Genomic DNA, 14,206 nt, shown 5'->3' on the forward strand with positions numbered 1-14,206 from the left:
CGAGTCCAGCGCTTGCGCTGGTCCGGGGTGAAGGGGGCGGACAGCCCCCTTCTGGGGTGCGGGGCAAAGCCCCGCGCATCCCTGTGGAACACCCTCTCAGAACCGGACGCCGCCGTGCGCAGAGGCCGCGTCGATGCACGACTGGAGGGCGTTCCGATCGGCGTCGCACAGGTCGTTGTTGTTCTGCACCGTCGAGAATTGGGCCTCCTTTTCGTCGCACGTGCCCTTCTCCTCGACGCAGAGTGTGTAGGTCGTCCAGGCGTCGCCGCAATCGTAGGCGTCCGCCACGTCTTCCTGCGTCGCGAGTTGCTCGCACGTCTGGACTTCTCTCTCGTCGCTGCAGTGCTCGCACTCGCAGATGATGTCGCAGACGGCCTGCGCCCGGGAACACCCGGACGAAGCGGCGGCGAGGCCCAGAAGGAGGCCGGCATTCACGAGGATCGTTCGAATCATGCTCCTACCTCCTCAGTCACAGCGTGAATACGCGCTTTGCTCGGCTTCGCACGTGTCCGCGTCGGCCCCGCGGACGCCGAAGGACTTTCCCGTGCATTGGCCATTGCTGCAAACGGTGCCGCCGTTGCAGTCGGCGTTCGACATGCACATCTCCCCGGTGGACTGGCTCGAACACTCCAGCAAGGGATCCGTGCAGGCGACGATCGTGTCGAACTCCTCGCCGCAGCCGATTCCGTACGCGGTGTCGCGTTGCCCCTCGTACGTCGCGATGCAGGCGTCGATGTCGGCCTCGTTACCGCCGTAACACGCCTCCTGCCGCTCGCATATCCCCGCGATGTCGGGCGCGCACCCCGTCGCGAAGGCCACGACGAGGCCAAGACCCGCGAAAAGCAAGTTTTTTTGTACCATTCTTGGCTCCTTCGTCGAGTATAGACGTTTCGAAGCCAAAGGAACGCAATTTCCGTCGGGGAGGGCACAGTCCCAACGATGGAAACTCGAATGACCACCCCCCCTATCGAAAACTGGACACTCGAGTGACCATTTTGGCGAGCGCTCACTCAGAACGCGACGGGCCCATGAGGCGGGCGGCATTCACGAGAATCGTTTGAATCATGCTCCTACCTCCTCAGTCGCAGCGTGAATATGCGGTCTGCTCGACTGCGCACGTGTCCACCTGGCTCGCGGGGATGCCGTAGGACTCCCCCATGCATTGCCCATTGCTGCAAAGGTCGTCTCCACTGCAATCGGCGTTCGAGTTGCACGGCTCCCCCGTGGGCTGGATCGAGCACGAAAGCAGGGGCTTGGTACAATGGACCAACGTGTCGAACTCCTCGCCGCAGCCGATTCCGTACGCGGTGTCGCGTTGGCCCTCGTACGACGCGATGCAGGCGTCGATGTCGGCGTCATTGCCGCCGATACACGCCTCCTGCGCCTCGCATAGCCCCTCGACGTCGGACCCACACCCCGTCGCGAGGACCACGACGAGGCCAAGACCCGCAAAAAGCAAGCTTCGTTGTCCCATTCTTGGCTCCTTCGGCGAGTAAGACGGATCGAGGCAGAGCGTCGCAACGCCGACGCGGGCACTGCCGTACCGGGATCTCCGTCAGCGCGAACGCGGCACGCGGACGAGCTTGTCGAGCAACCGATCGAGCACCAGATCCGGCGCGTCGCACAGGCCCACGTGCACCTCCGAGGTCTGGATCATCGTGCTGCGCGTGGCGACGAGCCACGAAAAACGCTCTTTCCGCGAGAGGAGCCCGATCGGCCCGGCGTCGGGCCCGCCCTCGCAGACGCGCGGGATCGCCGCGAGGTGGCGGCGCACGGATTCGAGATCCACGTCCGGCGCAAGCGCGAGGAGCCGCGCCTCGTCGAGCTCGATCCGCGCGCCGAGGTAATCGTGCGCAGAGCAATGAAGAAGGACCCCCGCATTCATGCATTCGCCCCGCTCGACGCGAGGGACGATACGCACGATGGCGTACTCAAACGAGCTCTTCGCGCGCACGCTCGGCCTCCGAGAGGATCAAGGGGAGCGCGGCGAGCCGCGCGGAGAGCCACGCGCCATAAGCCGCGCGGTGGGCGTCGGGGGAAGCGAATCCCATGTCGTCCGTGAGGAATTCGTCCGGGATCGCCTGCGCGATCCGCGTGACGAACGCCTCGGACCACGCGGCCCGGAGGTGCGCCGCGGCCTCGGCGAGCGCGGTCGCCCACGGCAAAAGGACGTGTTTTCGTACGAACGTGAACGGATCCTGGCTCTCGGTGAGCGGATCCGCGGGGCCCCAGCCGTGGTGGAAATACAGGGACGCGCCGTGATCGATGAGCCAGATCCCGCGGTGCCAGGTGAGGAGGTTCGGGTTTTTCGGAGTGCGGTCGACGTTCGTGACGAACGAGTCGAAGAGCACGACGCGGGAGGCATACGCGGGATCCGGCGTCGGGCCCGCGACGGGGTCGAAGGTGACGCTGCCGGGCAGGTAATCGAGCGCGAGGTTCAGGCCCACGCTCGCGTCGAGCAGGTCGCTGATCTCGCGGTGCGGCTCGGCGCGGCCGAGCGCGGAGTCGAGCGTGATGAGCACGAGCTCGGGGACGGAGAGCCCCGCGGCGCGCGCGAGCTCGCCCGCGACGAGCTCGGCAATGAGCGCCAAGGGCCCCTGGGCCGCGCCGCGAAGCTTGACGACGTAAAGCCCGTCGTCGTCGGCCTCGACGAGCGCGGGCACCGACCCTCCCTCGCGCAGCGGGGTGACGTACCGGACAGCGTTGACGGTGCGTAGCATGCGCGGCGCAGTCTAGAAGCCCCCCGCTGCAAGGCGAAGAAACTTTCAGTCCGCGGGCGGCACCCAGGTGTCGCCGCTCTCGCACTCTGCCTTCGCTGCGGCCTCGTCCGGGTACTTGTCGTCGCTCTTGTAGAACCAGTTCGTCTGCAGGTGGCCGTCGATGTTGCTCGACTGGCAGCCGCCCCAGGCGTCGGTCATGTCGCAGACCGCGCCCTCCTCGTAGGAGCCACTCTTCGTCGCGGCCTTGAGCGTCTCACAGACGCCCTCGAACGTGAGGAGCGAGGGGCCCTTGAAGTTGCGGATGTCGGTACACTGCGGCCGGTCGGGCCGGAGGTCACAGCGGGCCTGCCTCGTGCCGAGCGGCGCCTGATCGAGGAGGTCCCCACACGCGAGGGTACCGAGGATCGGGAGGAGAAATAGAAACGTGCGCATGGACTCCGATATCGCACATCGGCAAGCCCGCGGTCTAGCTCCGGTGCGCGGCGTCCTCCTCAAAGATTCGCTCGAGCTCCGCGCCATACTGCTTCGCCGACTCGACGAGCGCCTTCTCGTCGTGGCGATGGACGAACACCTTGCGGATCTGCGCCTCGTCGTATTCGGCGAACATGCGCACCGTCTCGCGCGCGTCGTCCGAGGGCAGGCCGAGCTCCTCGAGCGTGATCATGGCCGCCTCGAGGCTCCCGGCGAAGGTTTCCCGAATGATGTTCGTGACGCCCGCGCCGAGCAGCGCGTACGCATGTTGCCGATTGCGGGCGCGCGCGACGATCCTGAGGTGCGGGAAATGCGACTGCACGACGTGAAGGGTACGCATCGAGGCGTCCATGTCGTCGATCGCGAGCACGATGAGCCGCGCGCGCTCCGCGCCCGCCGCGCGGAGGAGATCCACGCGGGAAGCGTCGCCGTAATAGATTTCGTTTCCGTACCGGCGGACGAAATCGACGTGCGTGGGGCTCGCGTCGAGCGCGGTGAACGGGATGCGCTTGAGCCGCAGGATGCGGCCGACGATCTGCCCGAACCGGCCGAACCCCGCGATGATGACGCTGCTGCCCTCGTCGTAAATCTTGTCGAAGGAGCGGCGATCCGCGGCAGCGAGGCGCTTCGTGATGCCGTCGCGGGCGAGGAAGAGGAGCGGCGTCACGGCCATGGAGAGGGTGACGACGACGATGAGTAGCTCCACGGTCTCGGGCTTCATGACCTTGGCGCCGCGGGCCACGCCGAAGATGACGAACGCAAATTCGCCGCCCTGCGAGATCGACACGCCGAGGCTCGCCGCCGAGCGCCGGCTGAGCTTCGCCGCGACGCCGAGCCCGTAGAGGACGGCCATCTTCACGAGCACGAGCCCGACGACGAGGCCAATCACGAGAAGCGGGCGGTCTTTGATCAGGCGCAGGTTCGCGGACATGCCGACGGCCATGAAAAACAGGCCGAGGAGCAGGCCCTTGAAGGGCTCGATGTCGGCTTCGAGCTCGTGCCGGTACTCCGAGTCGGCGAGCAGCACGCCGGCGATGAACGCGCCGAGCGCCATCGAGAGCCCGACGCTCGCCATGATGAGCGCGGTGCCGAGGACGACGAGGAGCGCGGTGGCGGTGGAGAGCTCGTGGCTCTGGGCCTCGGCGATGAAACGGAACGCCGGGCGCAGGAGGTAGCGGCCGGAGATGACGAGGCCCGCGATCACGGCCACGATGACGAGGCCGTGCGTGAGCGGACTGCCGGTCGAGGCCGAGGGCCCCGCGCCGAGCAGAGGGACGAGCGCGAGGACGGGAATGGCCGCGACGTCCTGGAAGAGCAGGATGCCGAACCCGGTGCGGCCGTGCGGCGCGCCGAGCTCGTTTTTCTCGCCGAGGATCTGCGTGGCGATGGCCGTCGAGGACATGGAGACGCCGACGCCAGCGACGACGGCCGCGGGGAAGGGCGCGCCGAGGGCGAGGCCGAGCAGCGTGATCGCCGCGGTCGTGACCCCGACCTGGGCGCCGCCGAGGCCAAACACGGTGCCCCGCATGCTCCAGAGGCGGCTCGGCTGGAGCTCGAGCCCGATGAGGAACAGGAGGAAGACGACGCCGAGCTCGGCGGTGTGGAGGATCTGGTCGACATCCTGGATCAGGCGCAGGCCCGAGGGGCCGATCAACGCGCCGGCGGCGAGGTAACCGAGCACGGTACCGAGGCCGATGCGCCGGAAGACGGAGACGGCCACGACGGCCGCGACGAGGAAGATGGCGGATTGTGTCAGCATTGCGCGGGAATCGAAGAGAGGAGATGAGCGTGACGGAAAAACTCTGCCGCGACCATCAGGGAAGCGCCCCGATCCCGACGATCGCCTGCGAGACCTCGGCCCATTTCGTCGACGACGGCTCGATCATGTCGAAATGGTCGCCGCCGTCGATCACCTTCAGCGTGATGTCCTTCTCGCCGGCCGCCTTCGCGGCGTCGAGGTAATGGGTGCTCATCACGAGGGGAACGATGGCGTCGTCGCTCCCGTGGACGAGGATCTGTCGTACGCCGATCGGCAAGAGAGCGCGCGGAGAAGCCTCGGCGTACCGCGCGGGGACCTCGGTCGGGCTGCCCCCGAGGAGGTTTGCCGCCGCGGTGCCGCAGACGCCGAGGTCGAGAGCTTCGGCGAGATCGAGGACGCCTGCGAGGGAGACGGCGCCAGCGACGGGGAGGGGATTCACGCCGCGGAGGGGATTTCCAGCGGCGAGGCGTGCCCGGGCGGCGACCCAGACGGCGAGCTGCCCGCCGGCGGAATGGCCAACCGTGAAGACCTTCGTCGTGTCGAGGTGGTGCGTCGGGGCGAGATCACGGAGCGTGTCCACGGCGAGGCCGACATCGGTGAGCGTGACCGGATACCCACCGCTGCCAAGGCGGCGGTATTCGACGTTCCAGGTGGCGAACCCTGCTTTGGTGAGTGATTCGCTCATGCCGTCCATGAGGTCCTTGCGATACCCATCGGCCCAGCAGCCGCCGTGAAGGATCACCATCACGGGGTGCGGGCCTTCGCCTTGCGGGACACGCAGCTCCCCGAATTGAGAGGGATCAGGGCCGTACGCGTGGCGCAAGGGCCCGGTCGGCGCGCCGCCGCCAGACGAGGACGCAGGCTCCGGGGATTTGCCGGTCTCGGGGCCGGCGCAGGCGGCGAGCAGCGCAAGGGAAACCACGAGGCCGAGGCGGCGGAGGGGAGCGTGGCGATCGGCGCGCGGGCGCATCGTGCCCCTTGTATCAGAACGGCTGAGCATTGGTCTCATGTTGACGCCGCTGCGCTGGGGCGTTGCCCCAGGCCCCAGCAGGGGCTGTCCGCCCCTGCACCCGGACCAGCCAGGGGCTGGACCCGGGGTCGATGAACTGCGCGGTGCGCAGTTCATCGCAGCTTTCACCCCCTCTACGCCGCGCGGGCAGGTCCCGCGACCTCCGTCATCGGTCTTCGACCCCGTTCCCGCAGGCCCCGGGGCTTCCCGGATCGGTGTGGGAACCCGTTCGCGCAGATCCCGGGGCTTCCCGGATCGATGGTGCGCTCCGTTCGCGAAGGTCCCGGGACCTCCCGGATCGATGTTGCGCTCCGTGCGCGAAGGTCCCGGGACCTCCCGGTCGATGTTGCGCTCCGTTCGCGAAGGTCCCGAGCTGTGTCGGGTCGACGCCGCCGCGCTGGGGCGTTGCCCCAGGCCCCAGCAGGGGCTGTCCGCCCCTGCACCCGGACCAGCCAGGGGCTGGACCCAGGACGATGAACTGCGCGATGCGCAGTTCATCGCACAGGCCCGGTCGAGACTGGCGACGATCTCGCCAATCAAGACAGCAGTGCTGACGTCTCGACGGGCGACACGGTTCAACGGGCCCGTTGGAAGAACTGCGCGGAGCGCAGTTCTTCCACCCTCGGTCCAGGCCGTGCCTGGTCCGGGTCGAGGGGCGGACAGCCCCCGCGGGGTCCGGGGCGGCGCCCCGGCGAAGCGCTCCTCGATGGGCGTGCAGCTCAGGGCAGGGGACAGAGCGTCGTTTCTTCGTCGGGACGCGCGTCCCGGACCACATTTCCCGCGGCGTCGAGGATCCGCAGCGGCCCCTCGGGGCCCCGCTCCGCGATTCGACGATTTTCAGCGTCGAAGACGATCGTGCGTTGCCCGCGGCGCTCTTTCAGGTTCCCGTTCGTGCAATAGAAAAATTCTTTTGCGTCGAGGCCCTGCTCGTCGAAGACCAGCGCCGAGCGGACCGCGCCTTTGCCGTCGATGCGGCGCACCCATCGCCCGACGCCCCGGCCGCGCTCGTACCGGCCGGAGAGCTCGATCCATCGGTCGCCGTCGCGCTCCCACGTGACCGACGGGCCGTCGAGGTGCAGGTCCTTGATGCGGAAGCTGTCGCAATGCGTGGGATCCTTGCAGACGCGGAAGTCACCGTTCGCCCAGCCCCCCTCGTATTGCCCCGACCAACGCAGGGCCCCGGTCGCCGCGTCCTTCACCGTCCAGTCCCCGATCATACCGCCGTTCTTGCAAGCGCCCGAGACCCGGTCCCCAAAGGCGACGCGCTCGCAATGGCCGTCGGATACGCGGTTGCAGAGGTTTTCCTGGCCGACCACGTGCGCGGGCAAGAGCGTGGTGTCCACTTGCGGCGGCGAAGGCGTCACGGCCGCGCATTCGCGGGGGAAAACCCGGGTGATCGGGCCGATGAGCATGTTCCCCTCGAACAAGAAGAGGGCGACGATCAAGACGGCCGTGACGAGGCGCAACACGAGGCGGATGCGGGGGTCGTCTTTTTTCATCGCATCAATGCATCCCGGCAGAGCCTGTCGACACGGGCGAGCAGGGTGGGGAGCCGGTGCGGGCCGTGCATCGATCGGATCCACGCCGCCGCCTCGTCCGGCGTCGCGCCCGCGGCCGTGACGTGGAGCGGTTTTTCACTCTTGCCACGCTTTACCTGGGCGGCCGGCGCGTCGCCGTGGAACGCGGTCTTCGCCACGCCGACGACCACGACCCGCCCACCGAACGCCTCGAAGAGCCGCGCCCCGAGCCCCGGCCGCCCGTCGGCCGAGAGCCACACGTAGCCGTCCACGACGACGACCTCGGGCAGCGGGTCGACCTTTCCCAGCAAGCCGAGGAGCGGGGGGAGCTCGCGCCGGTAGAAGGCGCCGGGTTCGTAGGGCGCGACTTCGTCGATGCGGGCGGTGAGCTCCTTCGCGGCGGCCGCGTCGTCCCAGCGGTGAAAGAGCAGGCCGGCGGCGACGGCGAAGGTGTCGTCGGGAGCGTAGGCGACGTCGACGCAGGCGAGCATGGTGCCGAAGGGTAGCTCGGTTTTCAGGGCCGCGGGGCGGATCCTCGGCCCTTCAATGCCGGATCCACCATCGCCGGCCGGCGCGCTCGGCGTCCTTGCGGTACGTCACCTTCGCGGCCGGCCGCGCGTTCTGGATACGCGCCTCCGCCTCGTCCCCGGAGATGCCTTGCGCGACGAGGATCGCGAACATCATCGACGGGGCGCGCGACATGCCGAACTTGCAATGGACGAGCGCCTTCGCTCTCGGCCACCGCAGCGCCCCGAGGACGAAATCGATTCCCTGGAAGAACCACTCGTCGGGCTTGGGTTTTCCGTCGTCGAGCGCTGGGGCGTGCTTGTAGACGATGCCGGTCCCCACGTAGAGCGCCTTCGCCGACTCTCCCCCCCTGCAATCGAGCACGTGGCTGACCCCGTCGGCGACGAGCGCCGAGACCTGGTCTTGCTTGGCGACGGCGCTGCCGACCGCAAGGGAGCTCGTGACCCACTGGTAATCGCGGAGAACCATGCCGGCCGGCAGTTTACCAGCCTCGTGCCCCGCAGGTAAGTTTGCGTTGTGGTGCCGCTGCGAACTTGGCATCATGACGCGATGGGGAACCTACCGCCTGGGCCGCGCACCAGCATCACGAGCCTCGTTCGATACATGCGGGATCCCATCGGCTGCATGAAGCCGATCACGCAGAAATACGGCGGAACGTTCACCTTCCCGGGCGATCCCCCGCTCGTCATGACCGGCGATCCCGCGGGCATCAAGGCCGTCTACACGGCCGATCCGGACACGTTCGAGCCCCTCAACCAGGACCTCGGCGTCTTCGTCGGCCCCCGCTCGCTCATCCTCGCAAGCGGGACCAACCACAGGCGAGCGCGCAAGCTCATGATGCCCCCGTTCCACGGAGCCCGCATGCGCGCCTATGGCGAGCAGATGGTGCGGCTCACCGAGGAGCGCGCCGCGGGCTTCCAGATCGGACAAACCGTCACGATGTCCGACGTCCTGCAGGAGCTCTCGCTCGACGTCATCCTGCAGGTCGTCTTCGGCGTCACCGAGCGCGCCGGCATGCAGGCGCTGGCCAAGCTCCTGCTCGAAATTACCAATGGCATCTCGCCGCTCCTCGCCCTCTTCCCCGCGCTGCGCCGCGAATTCGGGGGCATCGGCCCCTACGCACGCTTCATCGAGCGCCGCCGCCGCCTTCACGCCGCGCTCGACGAGCTCATCGCGAAAGGCCGCGCCACGGGGCCACGCGAGGACATCCTGAGCCTCTTGCTCGCTGCGCGCACCGAGGACGGGCAGCCGATGGACGACGACGAAATCCGCGATCAGCTCATTCTCCTGGTGTTCGCCGGGCACGAGACGACGGCGATCGCCATCGCCTGGGCCCTCTACGCGCTCCACCGGCCCGAAAACGCCGCCGTGCTCGGGCGCCTCCGCGACGAGCTTTCGTCCCTCGGGCCCGCTCCCGAACCGGAAAACCTCGGAAAACTCCCGTATCTCGAGGCCGTGTGCAACGAGACGCTCCGCCGCTACCCGCTCGCGCCCGCGCCCGCGCCCCGCAAGCTCCTCCGGCCCCTGGATGTCGGCGGCTACAACCTGCCGGCCGGCACGGGCGTGGTCGCGGCGATCTCGGTCGCCCATTTCCGCGAAGACGTTTATCCCGATCCGCAGCGGTTTTCGCCCGAGCGATTCCTCGACCGCCAATACTCGCCGTTCGAATTCCTGCCGTACGGCGGCGGCGCGCGGCGCTGCCTGGGCGCGGCCATGGCGGGTTACGAGATGAAGCTCGTGCTCGGGACGCTGCTCCGGCGTCACAAATTGCGGCTCGCGTCGCTCAAACCCGATAACGGCGCCGTGCGCGCCGCCAATGCGGGACCGAGGCACGGCGTGCGGATGATTGTCGAGGAGCGCCTTTCCTGAACATGCTCCGAGCTTGACGCCCGAAGACGCTTGGTGCTCCCATGTGTCCATGCGTACTTCTCTTCGATGGATTGGCTTGCTCGGGATGGGTGTTCTGTGGGCCTCCGGCTGCGGCGGCGGCGGCGGGAGCGGGGGGAGCGGCGGAACCGCTGGGGAGGGCGGGAGCGGCGGCGTCGGCGGAACCGGCGGCGGGGGCGGTGCCTTCGATGGCGTGGTCCTCGAGCTGACGGATACCTACCGGACCGAAAATGGGGAGGTCACGAAGATCCGGGATCTCGGGATCTACACGTCGGTCGAGGCGCGGATCCTCCTGGACGGCGCATCCCAAACGTTCCCCGGCGCGCTCTCGGCGGATGGAAAACGATTCGAGATCCCCGGGGTGCCCGAGGGCCCGTACTGGCTCGCATTCACGGTCCCGCCTCCCGCGGGCTCGATGAACGGCTGGCCCCGGCTCGAGCTCTTCCGGCTCGAGGCCCGGACCGTCGACATCGGCCGCATCTTCGCGGGGCGCCCCGATGTCGTGGGCGGCCAGCAGGAGTTCGACGCCGCGATCACGGCGGACGGGCTCGCGAACTGGCAGCAGGACACCCACGTGGATGGGCTCGAGTTTTATTCGTACAACGCCGACGCCGACGCGCTCATCAGCCCCGACGCGTCCGTGCCTGGAATGCCGGGCGAGGGCGGGACGGCCTTTTCGAATTACGCGTTCCCGTGGCTCATCTCCGCGTACCCGGCGAGCCGCGATGGCGACGTGCGGCCGCTCGTCGACGCCACGAAGGGCGACATCCTCCAGGTCACGCACCTCGTGGACAGCCTCGTGCCCAATGCCGCGAATTACGACATTCCCTGGTCCACCGCGCATGTCCTCTCGGCCCGCGCCTCCTTCTCGACGAGCTCCGTCACCATGAAGGACGGACAGCCCGCGTCGATCACGGGCACCTTCCAGCCGCTCGCGCAATCCACGTTCGACATCGATTACAAGGGAAACGCGTTCCTCGCGGAGCTCGAGCAAAACGGCCCGGCGACGCCGCAGTCCGCCTCCGTCTCGCTGGGGATCCACCAGGAGCCGGGCGGGGACATCGCCATCTATGGCAACATCCCGGAGCTCGTCTCGATGCTCGTGACGAGCCAGGAGGTCCCCGTGGATCCGGCCTGCTTCCCCAGCGGCGGCGGCGGCACGTGCGACCCCGTCGCCTGCCCGAATGGCTGCAACCTCACGACGAAGCTCGCCATGCCGGGCGATTATGCGGGGACGTTCTCGTACGGCAATCCCTACACGCACGGCACACCGCATGCGAGAATGACGTTCAACTTCAACTCGCGGGTGCAGCACCCGATCGAGGGCACGACGGAGCGGCTGAACGGCTACTTCGTCCTCAGCAGGCCGCTCTCCGATGCGGTCGACAAACCGTTCACACCGCTCTTCGGCCTGCCCCGCAACGTGAAGCTCGACGGGAAGACCCTGCCCGTCGCTCAGCCGACGACCGCGATCGGCATGACGCCCACCGTCACGTGGGATCCGCCGGCGACCGGGACCCCGCACCATTACAGGGTCGTGGTCGTCTTGCTCGACGACGTCACGAACCCCATGGGGTACCTCTCCCCGCGGACGAGCGTTCTCGTGGCCAAGACGACGGAGACGTCCTTCGTGATCCCGGCGGGCGTGCTCCAGGCCGGCCGGTACTATCACGTCCAAGTCTCCGCGCTCGTCGGCGATCCCTTCGAAAAACCCTTCCAGCCCTCGGCCGGGACGCTCGCGGTCGCGCAGACGTACACGGGCATCTTCACGCCCTGAGCGGGTTCGCCCTTCAGAACGGATCGAACGCGTCGTAATGGCGGACGCGTGCGATCTTTCCATCCCGCGTATCAAAGAAAAACGCGCACGCCGCGCGCATCGTCGCGCCCTGCGCGAGTGAGCCGAGCTGCATCGCGAGGACGCCCGTCCACTCGAGCTCCAGCACGGCCTGCGTCGCGTCGCCGAACGCGCGCAGCACCCGGTACCGCTGCTCCGCGAAGATCGTCTTGCCCCGCTCGACCCCCGCCCGCATCGCCGGAAGATCGCGCCGCGCGCCCGCGGCGAAGATCCGGTTCGGCAGCTCCTCCTCCTCGACGTCGTCGGTCACGAGCCCCTGGATGTCCCCGCCGGCCTGGACCGTCTTCACGAAGGCGAGGGCGAGATCCACGGCGGGCGAAACGTGCTGCGCTTCGTTCATGCGCACGACGTAGGGTCGAAGGGCAGGGCCATCCAGACCCGTGCCGCCGCGCCCTTCACTCCTTCGGCGCCTTCGGCCCCGCCGGCGCCTCCGGCCTTCGCGGGGGACGTGTCCGCCGCGGCAGTTTTCGTTCTTCCGACGGGATGTTCGCGTCACGGACGCGCTGCACCAGCGTGCGAAAGACACGCTCGAGGCCCACGGCGATCTCCGGCTTCTCCCCGCAGAGCGTGAGCGCGGTCGCCACGGATTCGAGCGTCGAGACGTACTCGCGCCGCGGCTCGGCGCGCAGCCGGCCGTAGATCGAGGGCTTCGTCGGCCGCAGGTTCATGCGGTTCAGCTTGTTCAACCAGGGATTGCGCCACCACAGGGTCTTCGCCTTCGACCACGTCCCGTCGAGCACGATGATCCCCTCGAGCTCCTTCGGATCGAGGGGCGCGCCGCGCCTCGTGGTGACGTCGCTCTGCGCTTCGCTGTCGGGGAAGAGGACCGCCCACTTGCGCGGGTCGACGTCCTCCTCGCCGAGCGCGTGCCCCAGGTTGCGCCAGCTCAGGCCTACGACGAGCTCGGCCTTCGGCAAGCTCGCGATCAGGATCTGCGCCGAGCCGAGCAGCGCGTCCTGCTCCTGCGGGTGCTGCAAGATGAGCACGCGGCGGTCCGTCGGGTACGAGACGATCCGATCACACACGCAGGCAACGGTCGGGCGGCGGCAGGTGTCACAGGCGGGGAGCACGGCGTCACGTTACCACGTCGAAGGGGCAGGGGATCGCCGTCAGCGCGTCTGGGCTTCGCACGCTGTGACCTCGGGGACGAACACCGAGAGCACCTCCCCGCAACGACAGGGCAGATAGACGCTCCCGACGAACGCGCTCAGGTTGCGCCGGGATTCGAGCTCCTCGCCGTCGGCCAGGTGCACGACGAGCGCGCGTTTCCGAAAGGTGACCGCGAGCCCGTCGGCCTCGTGCTTGCCGGCGAAGGAGCCGTGGTCGAAGGCGCCGAGCACCGTGAAGAGCCCGTCCTCGCGGAGCTTCGCGCGGGAGGGCGAGCGAAAGCCGCGCGAGACCTGGAGGACCGGATCGAGCTGCGGGACGTCGCCTTCGAGCGGAAGCCTTTCGAGCCGGGAAAGCTCCTGATTGCCGAACCAGTGAATGCCGCGCCGCCCGTAGAGCTGGAAGAAGTAGGGAATGTCGCCGCGGGCGAGCTGCTCCGTCTCCGCGTCGAGCAGCGGCGGCCATAACGACGACGCGTCCGAGCGGGCGCGGACGTATTCGTCGGTCCCGCGCAGGCAAACCCGAATGGGCATCTCCCCGAGCTCGGGCAGGCTCGCGAACACGTCGGCGATCTTGCGAGCGTGGCGCTCGAGGAAGATGAGCGTGCCGCGGTAGGCGCTCGCCATGGCAACCAGATCGGCCGGGTCGACGGGCTTACCGAGATACGGCAGCACGCGCCGAACGCCGGCGGCGTGACGGCAGATCGCGGCGTATTCGGGATCGGCGTCCGGCAAGAGCTTCGTCTCGGTCGGGAGCGACAGATCGGCGAGGATCATCTCGATGTCGAGCGGCGCGAACACCACCTTTCCCCGCGAATCGACGCCGAGCACGAGGTTTTCCCAGTGCAGGTCGGCGACCCCGAGAAAGCTCCAGAGCGCGAGCGAGCGGCCCACGATCCGCGCGAGCTCGCGCCTCTGCTCGGGCGAGGGTAGGGGCAGCGGCTCCAGCGTGACGGCCTCCACCTCGCCGCCGTCGCGGGCGCGTGGGGAGGAGAACTTCAGGTCGGGGAGAAAGCCGAACGCCTCGGCGCCGAGCCCGTCTCGCTCGGCGGTCTCGGAGAGGAAGCGCCGGAGCGGACTGTCCGCCGCGAGCAGGAGCCACTCCCAGAAGACCGTGCGGGGCTTCCAGATGCGGCCGCCCTTGCGGGTGACGCGGCGACCGAAGTTGTGGGCGTCGCCGAGGTGGGGGCGTGCGTCGGGCATCGGGGGGCGATTTTACACGGAAGTTGTTTGGCGGCACGACACCGGACGCGAGCGGCCGCCGTCAAGTGTTCCCTGAGGAAGGCGCGAATCCCGGGGGGAAAGGCCTTGCCGAGGCGCCTTACGGAGACCCTGTACCGCACGAGCGCTCTGT

General features: G+C 68.4%; 16 protein-coding genes. 2 read left to right on the plus strand and 14 right to left on the minus strand.

The features are described 5' to 3' along the window. Positions 1-96 precede the first annotated feature (96 nt). The 11 genes from KEG38_RS48970 to KEG38_RS49020 all read right to left on the minus strand — a co-directional run bounded on the left by KEG38_RS48970 (position 97) and on the right by KEG38_RS49020 (position 8,547). A complete protein-coding gene (locus KEG38_RS48970) occupies positions 97-453 on the minus strand; it encodes a hypothetical protein (protein WP_272427867.1) in 357 nt (118 codons plus the stop codon). Between the two features lie 12 nt (positions 454-465). Continuing rightward, a complete protein-coding gene (locus KEG38_RS48975) occupies positions 466-861 on the minus strand; it encodes a hypothetical protein (protein ID WP_272427868.1) in 396 nt (131 codons plus the stop codon). 217 nt (positions 862-1,078) lie between these two features. Continuing rightward, complete coding sequence (locus KEG38_RS48980; protein ID WP_272427869.1) at positions 1,079-1,474, minus strand: hypothetical protein; 396 nt, start codon at positions 1,472-1,474, stop codon at positions 1,079-1,081. Positions 1,475-1,555: 81 nt separating this feature from the next. Continuing rightward, the gene (locus KEG38_RS48985) at positions 1,556-1,921 is read right to left on the minus strand and encodes a DUF3037 domain-containing protein (RefSeq protein WP_308215666.1); all 366 of its coding nucleotides are present in this window, start codon (positions 1,919-1,921) and stop codon (positions 1,556-1,558) included. Between the two features lie 10 nt (positions 1,922-1,931). Next, positions 1,932-2,720, minus strand: a complete 789-nt coding sequence (locus KEG38_RS48990) for a HipA family kinase (RefSeq protein ID WP_272427871.1) — start codon at positions 2,718-2,720, stop codon at positions 1,932-1,934. Between the two features lie 45 nt (positions 2,721-2,765). Then, positions 2,766-3,152 (minus strand): hypothetical protein, encoded by a 387-nt coding sequence (locus tag KEG38_RS48995; protein WP_272427872.1) that lies wholly within the window; start codon positions 3,150-3,152, stop codon positions 2,766-2,768. 34 nt (positions 3,153-3,186) lie between these two features. Beyond that, positions 3,187-4,950 (minus strand): monovalent cation:proton antiporter-2 (CPA2) family protein, encoded by a 1,764-nt coding sequence (locus KEG38_RS49000; protein ID WP_272427873.1) that lies wholly within the window; start codon positions 4,948-4,950, stop codon positions 3,187-3,189. Between the two features lie 55 nt (positions 4,951-5,005). Next, on the minus strand, positions 5,006-5,920 hold the full coding sequence (locus KEG38_RS49005) for an alpha/beta hydrolase family protein (protein ID WP_272427874.1): 915 nt from the start codon (positions 5,918-5,920) through the stop codon (positions 5,006-5,008). Between the two features lie 758 nt (positions 5,921-6,678). Next, the gene (locus tag KEG38_RS49010) at positions 6,679-7,458 is read right to left on the minus strand and encodes a hypothetical protein (protein ID WP_272427875.1); all 780 of its coding nucleotides are present in this window, start codon (positions 7,456-7,458) and stop codon (positions 6,679-6,681) included. Then, positions 7,455-7,967: an endonuclease V gene (locus tag KEG38_RS49015; protein ID WP_272427876.1), complete on the minus strand. Its 513-nt coding sequence runs from the start codon at positions 7,965-7,967 to the stop codon at positions 7,455-7,457. Before KEG38_RS49015 ends, KEG38_RS49010 begins: the two co-directional genes overlap by 4 nt. Positions 7,968-8,019: 52 nt before the next feature. After that, positions 8,020-8,547, minus strand: coding sequence for a protein-tyrosine phosphatase family protein (locus tag KEG38_RS49020; RefSeq protein ID WP_272427877.1), 528 nt, complete (start codon positions 8,545-8,547; stop codon positions 8,020-8,022). Positions 8,548-8,553: 6 nt separating this feature from the next. On the opposite strand from KEG38_RS49020, the gene KEG38_RS49025 reads away from it, so the two are divergent. Both KEG38_RS49025 and KEG38_RS49030 read left to right on the plus strand, forming a co-directional pair. Further along, entirely contained in the window at positions 8,554-9,873 is a 1,320-nt protein-coding gene (locus tag KEG38_RS49025) for a cytochrome P450 (protein ID WP_272427878.1), read from the plus strand. 49 nt (positions 9,874-9,922) lie between these two features. Beyond that, positions 9,923-11,668, plus strand: coding sequence for a hypothetical protein (locus KEG38_RS49030; RefSeq protein WP_272427879.1), 1,746 nt, complete (start codon positions 9,923-9,925; stop codon positions 11,666-11,668). A gap of 13 nt (positions 11,669-11,681) precedes the next feature. Here the strand turns inward: KEG38_RS49030 and KEG38_RS49035 are convergent, their stop codons facing one another. Genes KEG38_RS49035 through KEG38_RS49045 form a run of 3 tightly spaced genes read right to left on the minus strand, consistent with a single transcriptional unit; the run spans position 11,682 to position 14,055 of the window. Continuing rightward, on the minus strand, positions 11,682-12,086 hold the full coding sequence (locus KEG38_RS49035) for a nuclear transport factor 2 family protein (RefSeq protein ID WP_272427880.1): 405 nt from the start codon (positions 12,084-12,086) through the stop codon (positions 11,682-11,684). A gap of 55 nt (positions 12,087-12,141) precedes the next feature. Next, on the minus strand, positions 12,142-12,816 hold the full coding sequence (locus KEG38_RS49040; protein ID WP_272427881.1) for a tRNA-uridine aminocarboxypropyltransferase: 675 nt from the start codon (positions 12,814-12,816) through the stop codon (positions 12,142-12,144). A gap of 39 nt (positions 12,817-12,855) precedes the next feature. Next, the gene (locus KEG38_RS49045) at positions 12,856-14,055 is read right to left on the minus strand and encodes a glycoside hydrolase family protein (RefSeq protein ID WP_272427882.1); all 1,200 of its coding nucleotides are present in this window, start codon (positions 14,053-14,055) and stop codon (positions 12,856-12,858) included. Positions 14,056-14,206 lie beyond the last annotated feature (151 nt).

The sequence above is a fragment of the Polyangium jinanense genome (assembly GCF_028435265.1).
In the GTDB taxonomy this organism is placed as follows: Bacteria; Myxococcota_A; Polyangia; order Polyangiales; family Polyangiaceae; genus Polyangium; species Polyangium jinanense.